Source organism: Bradyrhizobium sp. UFLA05-108 (assembly GCF_059803455.1).
In genome coordinates, this window is the sequence record NZ_JBANAZ010000086.1 from 20,323 (window position 1) to 34,850 (window position 14,528).

15 protein-coding genes are annotated in these 14,528 nt (G+C 64.3%); 11 read left to right on the top strand and 4 right to left on the bottom strand.

Features of this window, described 5'->3' with window-relative positions:
* The first annotated feature begins 28 nt into the window (after nt 1–28).
* The 8 genes from dnaK (at nt 29) to SO140_RS39705 (ending at nt 7,301) form a co-directional block, all read left to right on the top strand.
* Entirely contained in the window at nt 29–1,930 is a 1,902-nt protein-coding gene (gene dnaK, locus SO140_RS39670) for a molecular chaperone DnaK (protein ID WP_212372928.1), read from the top strand.
* 238 nt (nt 1,931–2,168) lie between these two features.
* Entirely contained in the window at nt 2,169–3,302 is a 1,134-nt protein-coding gene (gene dnaJ / locus SO140_RS39675) for a molecular chaperone DnaJ (RefSeq protein ID WP_449383669.1), read from the top strand.
* Nucleotides 3,303–3,390: 88 nt separating this feature from the next.
* Nucleotides 3,391–3,990, top strand: a complete 600-nt coding sequence (locus SO140_RS39680) for a class I SAM-dependent methyltransferase (RefSeq protein ID WP_449383668.1) — start codon at nt 3,391–3,393, stop codon at nt 3,988–3,990.
* A gap of 57 nt (nt 3,991–4,047) precedes the next feature.
* Nucleotides 4,048–4,626 carry an NADPH-dependent FMN reductase gene (locus tag SO140_RS39685; RefSeq protein ID WP_449383667.1) on the top strand — a complete coding sequence of 193 codons (579 nt, stop codon included), beginning with the start codon at nt 4,048–4,050 and terminating at the stop codon, nt 4,624–4,626.
* A gap of 6 nt (nt 4,627–4,632) precedes the next feature.
* Complete coding sequence (pyrF, locus tag SO140_RS39690; protein ID WP_449383666.1) at nt 4,633–5,343, top strand: orotidine-5'-phosphate decarboxylase; 711 nt, start codon at nt 4,633–4,635, stop codon at nt 5,341–5,343.
* Between the two features lie 20 nt (nt 5,344–5,363).
* On the top strand, nt 5,364–5,669 hold the full coding sequence (locus SO140_RS39695; RefSeq protein ID WP_449383665.1) for a DUF1330 domain-containing protein: 306 nt from the start codon (nt 5,364–5,366) through the stop codon (nt 5,667–5,669).
* 175 nt (nt 5,670–5,844) lie between these two features.
* Nucleotides 5,845–6,660 carry a 4-hydroxy-tetrahydrodipicolinate reductase gene (dapB, locus tag SO140_RS39700; RefSeq protein WP_449383664.1) on the top strand — a complete coding sequence of 272 codons (816 nt, stop codon included), beginning with the start codon at nt 5,845–5,847 and terminating at the stop codon, nt 6,658–6,660.
* 17 nt (nt 6,661–6,677) lie between these two features.
* Entirely contained in the window at nt 6,678–7,301 is a 624-nt protein-coding gene (locus tag SO140_RS39705; protein WP_474802652.1) for a 2,3-bisphosphoglycerate-dependent phosphoglycerate mutase, read from the top strand.
* 115 nt (nt 7,302–7,416) lie between these two features.
* On the opposite strand, the gene SO140_RS39710 is transcribed toward SO140_RS39705, so the two are convergent.
* Together SO140_RS39710 and SO140_RS39715 are read right to left on the bottom strand one after the other, a co-directional pair.
* On the bottom strand, nt 7,417–8,313 hold the full coding sequence (locus SO140_RS39710) for a methylated-DNA--[protein]-cysteine S-methyltransferase (protein ID WP_449384564.1): 897 nt from the start codon (nt 8,311–8,313) through the stop codon (nt 7,417–7,419).
* Between the two features lie 54 nt (nt 8,314–8,367).
* The gene (locus SO140_RS39715; RefSeq protein ID WP_449384565.1) at nt 8,368–8,886 is read right to left on the bottom strand and encodes a DUF2244 domain-containing protein; all 519 of its coding nucleotides are present in this window, start codon (nt 8,884–8,886) and stop codon (nt 8,368–8,370) included.
* Nucleotides 8,887–8,908: 22 nt separating this feature from the next.
* On the opposite strand from SO140_RS39715, the gene nth reads away from it, so the two are divergent.
* The 3 genes from nth to SO140_RS39730 all read left to right on the top strand — a co-directional run bounded on the left by nth (nt 8,909) and on the right by SO140_RS39730 (nt 12,590).
* Nucleotides 8,909–9,676, top strand: coding sequence for an endonuclease III (nth, locus tag SO140_RS39720; RefSeq protein WP_449384566.1), 768 nt, complete (start codon nt 8,909–8,911; stop codon nt 9,674–9,676).
* A 159-nt stretch (nt 9,677–9,835) separates the two neighbouring features.
* Nucleotides 9,836–10,975, top strand: a complete 1,140-nt coding sequence (locus SO140_RS39725) for an HlyD family secretion protein (RefSeq protein WP_449384567.1) — start codon at nt 9,836–9,838, stop codon at nt 10,973–10,975.
* Complete coding sequence (locus SO140_RS39730) at nt 10,962–12,590, top strand: MFS transporter (RefSeq protein WP_449384568.1); 1,629 nt, start codon at nt 10,962–10,964, stop codon at nt 12,588–12,590. The genes SO140_RS39725 and SO140_RS39730 overlap by 14 nt, the downstream gene beginning before the upstream one ends.
* A 136-nt stretch (nt 12,591–12,726) precedes the next feature.
* Here the strand turns inward: SO140_RS39730 and SO140_RS39735 are convergent, their stop codons facing one another.
* Together SO140_RS39735 and SO140_RS39740 are read right to left on the bottom strand one after the other, a co-directional pair.
* On the bottom strand, nt 12,727–13,173 hold the full coding sequence (locus SO140_RS39735) for a hypothetical protein (RefSeq protein ID WP_449384569.1): 447 nt from the start codon (nt 13,171–13,173) through the stop codon (nt 12,727–12,729).
* A 313-nt stretch (nt 13,174–13,486) separates the two neighbouring features.
* Nucleotides 13,487–14,227, bottom strand: coding sequence for a sulfate transporter family protein (locus SO140_RS39740; protein WP_449384570.1), 741 nt, complete (start codon nt 14,225–14,227; stop codon nt 13,487–13,489).
* Between the last annotated feature and the right edge of the window lie 301 nt (nt 14,228–14,528).

Genomic DNA, 14,528 nt, shown 5'->3' on the forward strand with positions numbered 1-14,528 from the left:
TGCCGCAATAAAGAAGGATATCAGGACCATGGGAAAGGTCATTGGGATCGACCTCGGCACCACGAATTCGTGCGTCGCCGTAATGGATGGCAAGAACGCCAAAGTCATCGAGAATTCCGAAGGCATGCGCACGACGCCTTCGATCGTCGCCGTCACGGACGACGGTGAGCGCCTCGTCGGCCAGCCTGCCAAGCGCCAGGCCGTCACCAATCCCGAGCGCACCTTCTTCGCAGTGAAGCGCCTCATTGGCCGCCGCTACGACGACCCGATGGTCGAGAAGGACAAGAAGCTCGTTCCGTACAAGATCGTGAAGGCTTCCAACGGCGACGCCTGGGTCGAGGCCGACGGCCAGACCTACTCGCCCTCGCAGGTCTCGGCGTTCATCCTGCAGAAGATGAAGGAGACCGCGGAAGCCCATCTCGGCCAGAAGGTCGACCAGGCCGTCATCACCGTTCCTGCCTACTTCAACGACGCCCAGCGCCAGGCGACCAAGGACGCCGGCAAGATCGCGGGCCTTGAAGTGCTGCGCATCATCAACGAGCCGACCGCGGCTGCGCTAGCCTATGGTCTGGACAAGACCAAGGCCGGCACGATCGCCGTGTACGACCTCGGCGGCGGCACGTTCGATATTTCGATTCTCGAGATCGGCGACGGCGTGTTCGAGGTGAAGTCGACCAACGGCGACACCTTCCTCGGCGGCGAGGATTTCGACATGCGCCTCGTTGGCTATCTCGCCGACGAGTTCCAGAAGGAGCAGGGCATCAACCTGCGCAACGACAAGCTCGCCTTGCAGCGTCTGAAGGAAGCCGCTGAAAAGGCCAAGATCGAGCTGTCCTCGACGACGCAGACCGAGATCAACCTGCCGTTCATCACGGCGGACCAGACCGGGCCGAAGCATCTGACCATGAAGCTCACCCGCGCCAAGTTCGAGGCGCTGGTCGATGACCTCATCCAGAAGACCGTCGAGCCCTGCCGCAAGGCGCTGAAGGATGCCGGCGTCACCGCCGGTGAGATCGGTGAAGTCGTTCTGGTCGGCGGCATGTCGCGCATGCCGAAGGTCCAGGAAGTCGTGAAGCAGCTGTTCGGCAAGGAGCCGCACAAGGGCGTCAACCCCGACGAAGTCGTCGCGATCGGCGCTGCGATCCAGGCCGGCGTGCTCCAGGGCGACGTCAAGGACGTGCTGCTGCTCGACGTCACCCCGCTGTCGCTCGGCATCGAGACGCTGGGCGGCGTGTTCACCCGCATCATCGACCGCAACACCACGATCCCGACCAAGAAGAGCCAGGTGTTCTCGACCGCCGAGGACAACCAGAACGCGGTCACCATCCGCGTCTTCCAGGGCGAGCGTGAGATGGCGGCCGACAACAAGATGCTCGGCCAGTTCGACCTGATGGGGATTCCGCCGGCCCCGCGCGGCATGCCGCAGATCGAGGTGACCTTCGACATCGACGCCAACGGCATCGTCAACGTGTCGGCCAAGGACAAGGCGACGGGCAAGGAGCAGCAGATCCGCATCCAGGCCTCCGGCGGCCTGTCGGAAGCCGACATCGACAAGATGGTCAAGGACGCCGAGGCCAATGCCGCGGCCGACAAGCAGCGCCGCGAGGCGGTCGACGCGAAGAACCATGCCGACGCACTGGTGCACTCCACCGAGAAGGCGCTGGCCGAGCACGGTTCGAAGGTTGCCGAGACCGAGCGCCGCGCCATCGAGGATGCCGTCAGCGACCTCAAGGAAGCGCTGAAGGGCGATGATGCCGAGGCGATCAAGGCCAAGACCAACACGCTGGCCCAGGCTTCGATGAAGCTCGGCGAAGCCATGTACAAGCAGCAGGCCGAGGCCGACGCCAAGAAGGATGCTGCCAAGGACGACGTCGTCGACGCGGAATTCACCGAAGTCGACGACGACAAGAACAACAAGAAGTCCGCTTAAAGCCCGCGAGGGTCATGATGCGGATGGCTTGGACCCATAACGCGACGGCCCTCCCCCGACAGGGGGAGGCTTTCGCGCCGGGCCAAACGGGGCGCCTCCCCGTTACGATCGATCAACTCCCAGCCGCTATTCTGAACGCTGCTTTGCAGTCCTCTGCCGCAAGGCGCGAGGGCGCTCGTATCGTCGCGTGGCGACGTTGTTTCACCCCGACGTGAACTGCGACTAGACCGGGTTCAACATGTCCACCAAGCGCTGCTATTACGAAACCCTCGAAGTCGAACGCGACGCCGACGATTCCATCCTGAAATCGTCCTTCCGCAAACTGGCGATGAAATTCCACCCCGACCGCAATCCCGGGGACGACAGCAGCGAAGTCCGCTTCAAGGAAATCAACGAGGCCTATGAGGTCCTGAAGGACAAGGACAAGCGCGCCGCCTACGACCGTTATGGCCACGCGGCCTTCGAGCAGGGTGGCGGCTTCGGCGGCGGCGGCGCCGGTTTCGGCGCAGGCTTCGCCTCCTCCTTTTCGGACATTTTCGAAGACCTGTTCGGCATGGCCGGACAGCGCGGCCGTGGCGGCCGCGAGCGTGGGGCCGACCTGCGCTACAACATGGAGATCACGCTCGAGGAAGCCTTCGGCGGCAAGACCGCGCAGATCGAGATCCCGGTCTCCGTCACCTGCGAATCCTGCTCGGGCACCGGCGCCAAGGCCGGCACCAAGCCGAAGACCTGCTCGACCTGCGCCGGCGCTGGCCGCGTGCGGCAGTCGCAGGGTTTCTTCACGCTGGAGCGCACCTGCCCGGGCTGCCAGGGCCGCGGCCAGATGATCGAGGACGCCTGTCCGTCCTGCGCAGGGCAGGGGCGGGTCACGCGCGAGCGGACACTGTCGGTCAACATTCCCCAGGGCGTCGAGGACGGCACGCGGATCAGGCTCGCCGGTGAAGGCGAGGCGGGGGTGCGCGGCGGTCCGGCCGGCGACCTCTACATTTTCCTGTCGCTGTCCCAGCACCAGTTCTTCCAGCGCGATGGCGCCGATCTGCATTGCCGCGTGCCGATCTCGATGGTCACGGCGGCCCTTGGCGGCGAGTTCGAGGTGCCGACCATCGACAAGGGCAAGTCCAAGGTGAAGATTCCGGCCGGAACCCAGTCCGGTCGCCGATTCCGCATTGCATCAAAGGGCATGCCGGTGCTGCGCTCGCGCCAGATGGGCGACATGTACGTCCAGGTCGCCGTCGAGACACCGCAAAACCTCACCAAGAAGCAGCAGGAATTGCTGGCCGAGTTCGAAAAGCTCTCCTCCGGCGCGACCCAGCCGGAATCCGTGGGCTTCTTCGCCAAGGTCAAGGATTTCTTCGGTAATCGGGCGAATTGACGCGGCTTGACCGTATCGTTCGCGGCCTATACGTCTCTATGACCATTTTTTGACACGCCGCGGCGACGCGGTCCCGTCCGGTCCTGACATGCCCATGCAATCGTCCGTGCGCGCGTTGAAGAAGCCCCGTCTCGACGACGAGGTACGCTTTCTCCGGTCGTGGATTGAAAAGCCGCTCCACATGGGGGCGGTGATGCCGTCGGGCCGGCTGCTCGCCCGCACCATGGCGCAATATGTCGATGTCGATTCGGACGCACCGGTAGTCGAGCTCGGACCCGGCACCGGCGCCATCACCAGTGCGCTGGTCGAGCGCGGCATCGACCAGAAGCGTCTCGTCCTTGTCGAATACAATCCCGGCTTCTGCGCGCTGCTGCGCGACCGCTATCCGCAAGCTACGGTGGTGCAGGGCGATGCCTACCGCCTGCGCGACACGCTCTGGAAAGTGCTGAGCGCGCCCGCCTCTGCCGTTGTGTCCGGCCTGCCGCTGGTCACCAAGCCGATGTTCACGCGCCTGAGGCTGATTCGCGATTCCTTCGCCGCGCTCGCGCCCGGCTCGCCTTTCGTGCAGTTCACCTATTCGGTGGTGCCGCCGATCCCGAAATCGCTGCCCGGCGTGTCCACAGAGGCCTCGGAACGGATCTGGATGAACCTTCCGCCGGCCCGCGTCTGGGTGTATCGCAAAGACTAATTCCGCCGGCTTTCGTCTTCGCGCGGCGGACCCTTTTCGCCGAACGCGTTTTTCTGGATGCCCGCACCCAAGATCCTGGTCATTCCCGGCTCGCTGCGCACCGGCTCGCACAATGCGAAGCTGGCGGCGGTCGCCGCCTATGAATTCGCCCAGGCCGGCGTCGACGTCACGCGCATCTCGCTCGCCGACTTTCCACTGCCGATCTATGACGAAGACCTGTATGTGAAGTCCGGCGTCCCGAAGCACGCGGTCAACCTAAAGCGCATGATCGGCGCGCATCAGGGGATCCTGATCGTCACGCCGGAATACAACGCCTCCGTGCCGGCGCTGCTCAAGAATGCGATCGACTGGATCAGTCGCGTCCAGGACCCACACGAGAGGCGCGGCGAAGTTTTTCGCAACCGTGCTTTTGCGATCGCCGGCGCATCTCAGAGCAGGCTCGGCGGCGCGCGTGCGCTCCAGGCGCTGCGATTGATCCTGACCTCGTGCCACGCCAATGTGATTGCCAGCCAGCTCGCGCTCGCCTTTGCCGACCAGGCCTATGACGATATGGACAGGCTGAAGAACGAGGGCGATATCGCCGCGTTGCAGGACCTGGTGCGGCAACTGATCGACATTTCCCAACGCATGATGTGAGGTGACATGACGCAAGCCGAAATCGCCCCCCGCGACCGCCTGATCGTCGCGCTCGACCTGCCGAGCCCGGAGCTGGCGGAGGCGATGATTGATCGGCTCGGCGACAGCGTTACCTTCTACAAGATCGGCTATCGGCTCACTTATGCCGGCGGCTTGCCGCTGGTCGGCAAGCTCGCGGACCGCGGCAAGAAAGTGTTCCTCGATCTCAAGCTGCATGACATCGGCAACACGGTGATGCAGGGCGTCCAGAGCATCAGCAAGCTCGGCGCGACCTTCCTTACCGTGCACGCCTACCCGCAGACCATGAAGGCGGCGGTCGAAGGGCGTGGGTCGTCCGCCCTGAAGATTCTCGGCGTGACCGTGCTGACCTCCTACAATGACGATGATCTGCATGCGGCCGGCTACCGGATCGGCGTCTCCGAGCTGGTCGAGGCGCGCGCGCAGCAGGCGCAGGTGCTCGGCGTCGACGGGCTCGTCTGCGCGCCCGAGGAAGCCGGTAGCCTGCGCAAGATCGTCGGTCACCAGATGAACCTCGTCACGCCCGGCATCCGTCCCGCAGGCGCGGCGACCGGCGACCAGAAGCGCATCATGACGCCGGGACGCGCGATTGCCGCGGGCGCCGACTATCTCGTGGTCGGACGTCCCATCGTCGAAGCCACAGATCCCAAGGCGACTGCCGAGGCCATCCAGGCCGAGATCGCGCAGGCGTTGACCTGAACATCACAAGGAGAAGAAGAATGGCAGCAAAAGGCTACTGGATCGGGCGCGTCGACGTGCACAATGACGAGGGCTACAAGCCCTATGCGGCGGCGAACCTCGCGATCTTCAAGAAGTTCGGCGGACGCTACGTCGTTCGCGGCGGCAAGCTCACCAGCGTCGAGGGCCAGAGCCGCGCACGCAACGTCGTGATTGAATTCCCCGACTACGAGACCGCGCTCGCCTGCTACAACTCGCCGGAATACCAGGCCAACATCAAGGTGCGCCAGCCGCATTCGATCGCCGACCTCATCGTCATCGAGGGCTATGACGGCCCGCAGCCGTAGGCAGGCAGTGTCATTCCGGGGCGCCCGAAGGGCGAACCCGGAATCTCGCGCCACAACTTCGGGATTCCGGGTTCGGCTCTGCGAGCCGCCCCGGAATGACGGCGGGCTTGCGTGTCCCCCTCGGTTGCCGGAACAGCGTCCCCCCGCTACAACGGGCCCGGAAGAGGATCATACCATGTCCGACATGCGCTTGATTGTTGCGGGAGCCGGCGGCCGGATGGGCCGGACGTTGACGCGTGCGATTTCCGAGACCGAGGGCGCGGTGCTGGCGGGCGCGCTCGAAGCGCCGGGCTCGGAACTCCTGGGCAAGGATTCCGGTGTTCTCGCGGGGCTCCCGGCCAATGGCGTGCAACTCTCGGCCGATCTCTGGGCGATGTCGGCAGAGGCCGATGGCATTCTCGACTTCACCGTGCCGGCCGCGACCATCGCCAATGTCGCGATCGCCGCGCAGCGCGGGCTCGTTCATGTCATCGGTACAACCGGTCTTTCGGCGTCGGATGACGCGGTGATCAAGAGCGTCACCAACCGCGCCGTTGTCGTCAAATCCGGCAATATGAGCCTCGGCGTCAATCTGCTCACTGCGCTGGTCAAGCGCGTGGCGCAGTCGCTGGGCGACAACTTCGATATCGAAATCGTGGAAACGCACCACCGTGCCAAGGTCGACGCACCCTCCGGCACGGCTCTGATGCTGGGCGAAGCCGCAGCGAGCGGTCGCGGCATCTCGCTGAGGGATCATTCGGCCCGCGGCCGCGACGGCATCACGGGCGCGCGCCGCTCCGGCGACATCGGCTTTGCCTCGCTGCGCGGCGGCACGGCGGCCGGCGATCACAGCGTGAGCTTTCTCGGCCCCTTCGAGCGGCTGACACTGTCGCATCACGCCGAGGACCGCATGCTGTTCGCCCATGGCGCGCTGAAGGCGGCGCTGTGGGCCCATGGCAAGAAGCCGGGCCTCTACTCGATGGCCGATGTGCTCGGCCTGGGCGATAACTGAACGAACGGAAAGCAGGAATGAGCGAACGTCTTCTCGTGCTCGTGCGGCACGGCCAGAGCGAATGGAATCTGAAGAACCTGTTCACGGGATGGAAAGATCCCGGTCTCACCGAGCAGGGCGTTGCCGAGGCCAAAGAAGCCGGCCGCAAGCTGAAGGCGAAAGGCCTCGTCTTCGACGTTGCGTTCACCTCGGTGCTGACGCGCGCCCAGCATACGCTCGATCTCATTCTTACGGAGCTTGGGCAGACCGGCCTGCCCACGTCGAAGGACCTCGCGCTGAACGAGCGCGACTATGGCGATCTCTCTGGCCTCAACAAGGATGACGCCCGCAAGAAATGGGGCGAGGAGCAGGTCCACGTCTGGCGCCGCTCCTACGACGTGCCGCCGCCCGGCGGCGAAAGCCTGAAGGACACGCTCGCGCGCGCACTGCCCTATTACGTGCAGGAGATCCTGCCCGGCGTGCTCAACGGCAAGCGCACGCTGGTCGCCGCCCACGGCAACTCGCTGCGCGCGCTGATCATGGTGCTGGAAAAGCTCTCGCCGGAAGGTATTTTGAAGCGTGAGTTGGCGACGGGCGTGCCGATCATTTACCGGCTGAATGCGGATTCGACGGTGGCCTCGAAGCTCGATCTGGCGAGCTAGGCGCGATTCCGTAGGGTGGCAAAGCGAAGCGTGCCCACCATCCAGCAACATTCGCGGAAAGATGGTGGGCACGGCGCGCGAAGAGCGCGCCTTTGCCCACCCTACATGAGCGTACTTACTGCACCCCGAGCTGCCCCGCCTCCCAGCCCAGCATCGCCTGCTTGCGGGTGACGCCCCAGTGATAGCCGGTGAGCTTGCCGTCCTTGCCGAGCGCGCGATGGCAGGGCACGACGAAGGAGACGGGATTCTTCCCAACCGCGGCGCCGACGGCGCGTGAGGCCTTCGGGCTGTTGATCTTGCAGGCGATGTCCGAATAGGACACCGCGCGTCCCATTGGTATCTTCAACAGCGTCTCCCACACCCGCACCTCGAAATCGGTGCCGATCATGACCACGCGCAGCGGCTGGTCCGGCCGCCACAGCTTGGTGTCGAAGATGCGCTGGGCGAGCGGTGCGGTGCCCTCATGGTCCTCGACGTAAGTTGCGTTCGGCCAGCGCCGCGTCATGTCGGCGAATGCGGCCTGCTCCTCGCCGGGGTCGGCGAAGGCAAGCCCCGCCAGTCCGCGATTGGTCGCGATCACGATCGCAGTGCCGAAGGGACAGGGATGGAAACCGTAGCGCAGGGTCAGGCCCGCGCCGCCATTCTTCCATTCGCCCGGTGACATTGCTTCGTGAGTGACGAAGAGATCGTGCAGCCGTCCCGGGCCCGAGAGACCCGAGTCGAGCGCGGCATCGAGAACGCTCGCGGAATCGCGCAGCAGGTGCTTGGCATGGTCGAGCGTCAGCGCCTGCATGAAGGCCTTTGGCGTGATCGACGCCCAGCGGCGGAACAGATGGTGCAACTCATCCGGGGTGACGCCCGCCGCATCCGCCATCGCCTCGATGGTCGGCTGCGCGCGCCAGTTCTCCGAGATGAAGGCGATCGCGCGGCGCACGGAATCATAGTCCCGCAGCGCGGCGTTCTGGTGGCCCGGCCTGGCCAGGCGCTGGTCATGTATGGCGAGTGTCATCATGACCTCAAATGTAGGAGCAGCAGGGGCTCCAAACCACCCGATTTCTGACAGGGTTCAAGCGATCGGATTGTAGATCGGGCCGCGCCTGGCGGCGTTCAGGGCGTCGATTAAGGCTTTGGCAAAGCTTGCCTTTTCCTCCGGTCCCAAAAAGCTCGCGATCGACACGCTGCGGCCGCGCGACACCAGATAGAGCCGTTCGAGGCCATACTCCTCGTCCGCCTCCTGCTCGAGCCGGACCCAGAGCGGATTGAACACCCATTCGGCGACATGGCCGCGATGGCTGACGCGCCGCACGCGCAATTCGGAAACCGTGACCACGATCTCCTCGCTCGCCCGCGCGGTGCGGAAATTGACCTTGAAGGCCCACCAGATCACCAGCACGTCGAGGCCGAAAAAGCCTAACACCGGCCAGGCGCCCATCATCAGGAAAACGATCCCGGTCACAAAGCTGACGACGCTGAGGAACAGCATCACGGCGAGGAAGCCGGTGCGGTTCAGCGAGCGATGCGGCGTCAGCAGCGCAGAGAAGATCTGCACCTCGCTCTCGCGCTCAATTCCGTTGCCTGTGCTCATGGCCTGTCAGTATATCCCGGTCATGGCAAAAATCACCCGCAAGACGGCCGTCCGCAAATCCTCCGTGTCGAAGAAGAAGGCAAAGGCGAAAGCCGCCAAGCCCGCGCGGGCCGCAAAGAAATCGCTCAAGGCAGTAAAGCCCAAGGCCACAAAACCCTGGACGCCGGCCGAGATCCACGAGGTCTTTTCCCGCTTCCGCAAGGCCAACCCGGAGCCGAAGGGGGAACTCGAGCATCTCAATCCCTTCACGCTGCTCGTTGCTGTCGTGCTGTCGGCCCAGGCCACCGACGCCGGTGTCAACAAGGCAACGCGTGAATTGTTTCAGGTCGCCGACACCCCGCAAAAGATGCTCGATCTCGGCGAGGAGAGCCTGCGCGAGTACATCAAGACCATCGGCCTCTACCGCACCAAGGCGAAGAACGTGATCGCGCTCTCGGCCAAGCTGCTGACCGATTTCGGCGGCGAGGTGCCGCGCACGCGCGCAGAGATCGAGTCGCTGCCGGGTGCCGGACGCAAGACCGCCAACGTCGTGCTCAACATGGCCTTTGGCGAGCACACGATGGCGGTCGATACGCATGTCTTCCGCGTCGGTAACCGCACGGGCCTGGCGCCCGGCAAGACGCCGCTCGAGGTCGAGCTCGGTCTCGAAAAGGTGATCCCGGCAGAGTTCATGCTGCATGCCCATCATTGGCTGATCCTGCACGGTCGCTATACTTGCCTCGCGCGCAAGCCACGCTGCGAGGTATGCCTGATCAACGATCTCTGTCGATGGCCGGAGAAGACGGTCTGAGGCAAGGTTTCTCCGTCATTCCGGGGCGATGCAAAGCATCGGACTATGGTGCGCAATTGCGCACCTGAGAATCTCGAGATTCCGGGTTCCGGTCCTTCGGACCGTCCCGGAATGACGCTAGCAGGAATTGCGTTCGCGACATGATTTCGGGGTGGTGCCGTGAGTCAACAAGAACAAGTCAGTTCGCCGCCGCCCGCCGCTCCGCTCGTCGCTTCCAAGCCGACACAACGACCGGCTCCTAGTCTCTGGAGTCGACTCGCCATTCCGCTGTTTGCCGTCGTCGTCGCGCTCGGCTTCGTTGCACTGGCGACGTTGCGCTTCGATGAATGGGTCGGCAGCGCGACGATCCAGACTACCAATGATGCCTATGTCCGCGCCGAGCTGACGCGGCTTGCCAGCCGCGTGACGGGCGAGGTGCTCAACGTCGCGGTCACCGATTTCCAGCGCGTGCATGCCGGCGATCTCCTGATCCAGATCGACCCCGCCGACTATCAGGCCCAGGTCGCGCAGGCCGAAGCGAACGTTGCTGCGGCACAGGCGGCGCTGGACAATCTGAGCAACCAGGTCGAGCTGCAATATGCGACGATCGCGCAGGCCGAGGCCGCGCGATTGTCCGCCGAGGCGCTGGAGGTCGAGGCGCAGCAGGAGCAGCAGCGTCAGCAATCGTTGTCGCAGAGCGAGTCCGGCACACGGCAGCGGCTTGAGCAGGCGGTCGCGTCGCTCGCCAAGGCACAGGCCGATGTGCGCGCAAGCCGCGCCGTGATCGCCGCACAGCGCCATCAGCTCGAAGTCCTGCAAGGGACCAAGAAGCAGCGCGCCGCCGACCTCGAAGCGGCCAAGGCGACGCTCGCGAGTGCCCAGCTCAAGCTCGGCTACACCAGGATCACAGCGCCGTTCGATGGCGTCGTCGGCGAGCGCCAGGTGCAGCCCGGCGACTACGTCAATATCGGCACCAATCTGATCAACGTGGTGCCGCTGCCAAAAGTCTATGTGATCGCGAACTACAAGGAGACCCAGCTCACGCACGTGCAGCCGGGCCAGGTCGTCGACATTACCGTCGACAGCTTCCCGCGCCAGCGCCTGCGCGGCCGCGTCGAGCGCATCGCGCCGGCGACCGGCTCACAGGTGGCGCTGCTGCCGCCGGACAATGCAACCGGCAATTTCACCAAGGTGGTGCAGCGCGTTCCCGTGCGCATCCAGCTCGACGACAACCAGCCGCTGGTCGAACGTCTCCTGCCGGGAATGTCCGTCGTCACCAGCATCCACACCGACGGTGCAGGGCCGAATGGCGGCAAATGACGGTGCCGATCGCGGACCGGTCTCGCGCGGCGGCATCGCGCCACGACCGGCCTTCGCCGTCGTGGCCGTGCTGCTCGGCTCGTTCCTCGCCAATTTCGACAGCCGCCTGACGACGGTCGGCCTGCCCGACCTGCGCGGCGCATTCTCGCTCGGCTTCGACGAGGGAGCCTGGCTCTCCACCGCCGGTATCGGCTCGCAGATCTTGATCGCACCGGCGGTGGCCTGGCTCGCGACTGCGTTCGGCCTGCGTCGCGTGCTCGGCATCCCGAGCCTCGTCTACGCCGTCGTCTCCTTCATCATTCCCTTCGTTCACGATTTTCCCGCATTGATCGCGCTCAGCATCGTGCATGGCCTGCTGCTCGGCACCTTCGTGCCGGCGACGCTGATGATCGTGTTCCGCAATCTGCCCATCCGCTGGTGGCTGCCGGCGATTGCGGTCTATTCGATCCGCGTCGGCTTTGCGCTCGATACCTCGACCTCGCTCGTCGGCTTCTATGTCGACCATCTCGGCTGGCAATGGCTGTACTGGCAGGGCGTCGTCATCGCGCCATTGATGGGCCTGATGGTTTATCTCGGTACGCCCAGCGAGCCAGTCAATCGCGACCTGCTGCGCGATGCCGATTGGGGCGGCATGGTGCTGCTCGGTGCTTCGGTTTCGATGATCTATGCCGGCCTCGACCAGGGCAATCGGCTGGACTGGCTGGAGTCGGGCACGGTGATGGCGCTGCTCGCCAGCGGAGCCGTGCTGTTCGTCGGCTTCCTCATCAACGAATCCCTGGTCCGCCAGCCCTGGGCGCACGTCAACGTGTTGTTCTCGCGCAATGTCGGATTGTCGCTGGTCCTGATCCTGCTCTACACCCTCACCAGCCTGTCCAACTCGTCGCTGGTGCCGAATTTCCTCGCCAATGTCGGCCTGCTCAGGCCCGAGCAGAGCGGCCTGTTGCTGCTCATCTATGGCGCACTGCCGATGTTCGTGCTGGTGCCGATCTCGATCTGGCTGCTGCGGCATTTCGATACGCGGACGGTGGTGGTCGTGGGCTTTGCATGCTTTGCGGCGGCCAACCTCTGGGGCACCCAGCTCACCCACGACTGGGCGCGCGAGGATTTCGTCGGCATCGTGCTGCTGCAGGCGATCGGCCAGGCGCTGACCCTGCTGCCGCTGATCATCACGCTGCTGTCGAACTCCGACCCGAGCCGTGCGACGGCTTTTGCGGCCTATATCCAGATCATGCGGCTTGGCGGCGCGGAGATTGGCATTGCGCTGATGGGAACCTGGCTGCGGATCCGCGAGCAGATCCATTCCAACTATCTCGGCCAGCACGTCGCAACCGGCGATGTCGACGTGGTCAGGATGCTGAAGCAGCTTGCCGATCGCTTCGCCGGCCATGGCTTAGGGGCGGCGCAGGCCCGCGCGGTCGGCACGCTCGCGGGCTTCGTGCAGCGCGAGGCCAATGTGCTCGCCTATAGCGACGGCTTCTGGCTGTGCTTCTGGCTCGCGATCACGGCGCTCGGTTGCGTCGCGCTGCTCACCCGCGCCCCGCCGGGCCCATTCACGCCGGCGCCGTTCGGCTTCGCCAAGACGGTGCTGCGCAAGTGCGGCGTGCCGGTGACGTAGAGCGTAGAGCGTGGACCGGCGTTCCCTCGCGACAAACGCGGAACGCGTTTGCGCGGAGATCAGGCTCAAACGACGACCTCAAGCGCGATGACGATTCATCCTAATCTCATCGCGCCTTGGTTGGGCGGGGTGCGGATCAGGCGATGCTTCTATCCTCCATCATCCGGCGTTTGACAGTTTCGCAAGTCTTGCGAACATCCTCTGTAAACAGGGCACATTCTTCGATGCGCTTGAAAATCTTCTTGGCTTCCTCGCGATATGAGGCCGCAGTATCTCGCATGAAGGCAATCGTAGTGTGCACCTCGGCGGTCATCGCCTCGCATTTTTTTGCCGCGCTGATCAACTCAGTGCCCATAGCTTCGATCTCTTTGGCCGCGGCCTCATAGTCGCGCACGACGGCCTCGGCAGTGAGCTGGCCTACACGCGAAACCCCATCTCGATGCTCGACGTAGTCGGGCAATGGCTCGGATAGAGGCGGTGGGGCAACCCAGCCGGCCGACCCGGGCAAGGCCGCCGTGACATCTGCTTCAAGCCTGGCCAGATCTACTGACTTGTTTCTCGGAAATCTTTCGATGTTTGCCATGGATCAATTCTCCTAATGGACTCTACCTCCTCAGGAAATGGAGCCGATGCGCGAGAGATTCCGGACAACTGTCGCTGGCCCCGCCATTCCGCGGGATCGCCTCGGACTGGCGAGCTGATTGAGAATCCTGATTCGTGGCGAAAGATCCGCAAAACTACGGCGATGCTCTATCGCGAGGACGTTCTCCTCGGACCTCCGCCTTCAAGCTCTCGATCGTAGGAGCGCCCCAATCAGCCTCTCTCCCGCAAGCGGGGGAGGGAGCGATCTCCTTCGCGGGTGCGCAACCGGACCCAAGCGATCGCTCCAATCGCGGTCACCGCATCGACCGCGCCGGCTCGATCAGCTCAGGCCGCCGCCCCGACAGGCGCTTGTGCATGTGGACCATGAAGGCCATGCCGAAGATCGGCGTCGCCAGATTGACGATTGGAATCGACACGAAGGCGGCGATGATCAGGCCGGCGGCGAAGATGGTCGCCGCATTGTCGCGCCGCATCGCCTTGGCTTCCTCCGGCGGGCGGAAGCGCATCGCGGCAAGCTCGAAATATTCGCGGCCCAGAAGCCAGGCGGTGGCGAGGAAGAAGATCAGGAAGCCGGCGCCGGCCAGGAACACGAAGGGCAGCACGATCAGATAGACCAGGATGGTCAGCAGCGCCGTCTTGACGCCCTCGTGGATGGCCATCGTGAACGGCAGCGCGACACCGGGTCGCTCGGCCGGATAGTGTTCGCGCTCGACATGGTCGGCGACGTCGTCGACGAACAGGCTCGCCACCAGCGAGGTGATCGCGGGCATCAGGAGGATTCCGCCGAACACCACGCCAAGGCCGGCCGCGATCGAGACGATCCAGGCCAGCACTTCCAGCGCGGAATGCCAGCCGGGGCCGAGCAACCCCTCGAGCCAGACCTCGCCATAGGTGGCAAACCAGCTGAGCAGCCGCTGCAAGCCGATCGCCAGCACGGTGATCAGCACGAGCGCGACGCCGATCGAGCGCCACAGGATCGAGCGCATCGGCGGCGAGATGATCTGCGACAGCGCCTTGACGGCGGCATCAAGCATCGGGGTACCTCTCACGAGAATTCACTGGCGAGAGGTAGACATGCCGGTCCCTTTCGGCAAGGGACGTTGACAAGCGAGGCTGACCTGCCACCGCGTGCGGCCTACAGCATGATCCGGAAAAGTGCGTCGCGGTTTTCCCTCGCGACAAACGCGGTACGCGTTTGCGCGGAGATCATGCTCAAACAACAACCTAAAGCGCGATGACGATTCATCCCAATCTCATGGCGCTTTAGTCTTACTGTGTCATAAAATCATCCGCACGGTACGTCTTTGGATGAGAGCAGTACAGCACGGACATCGT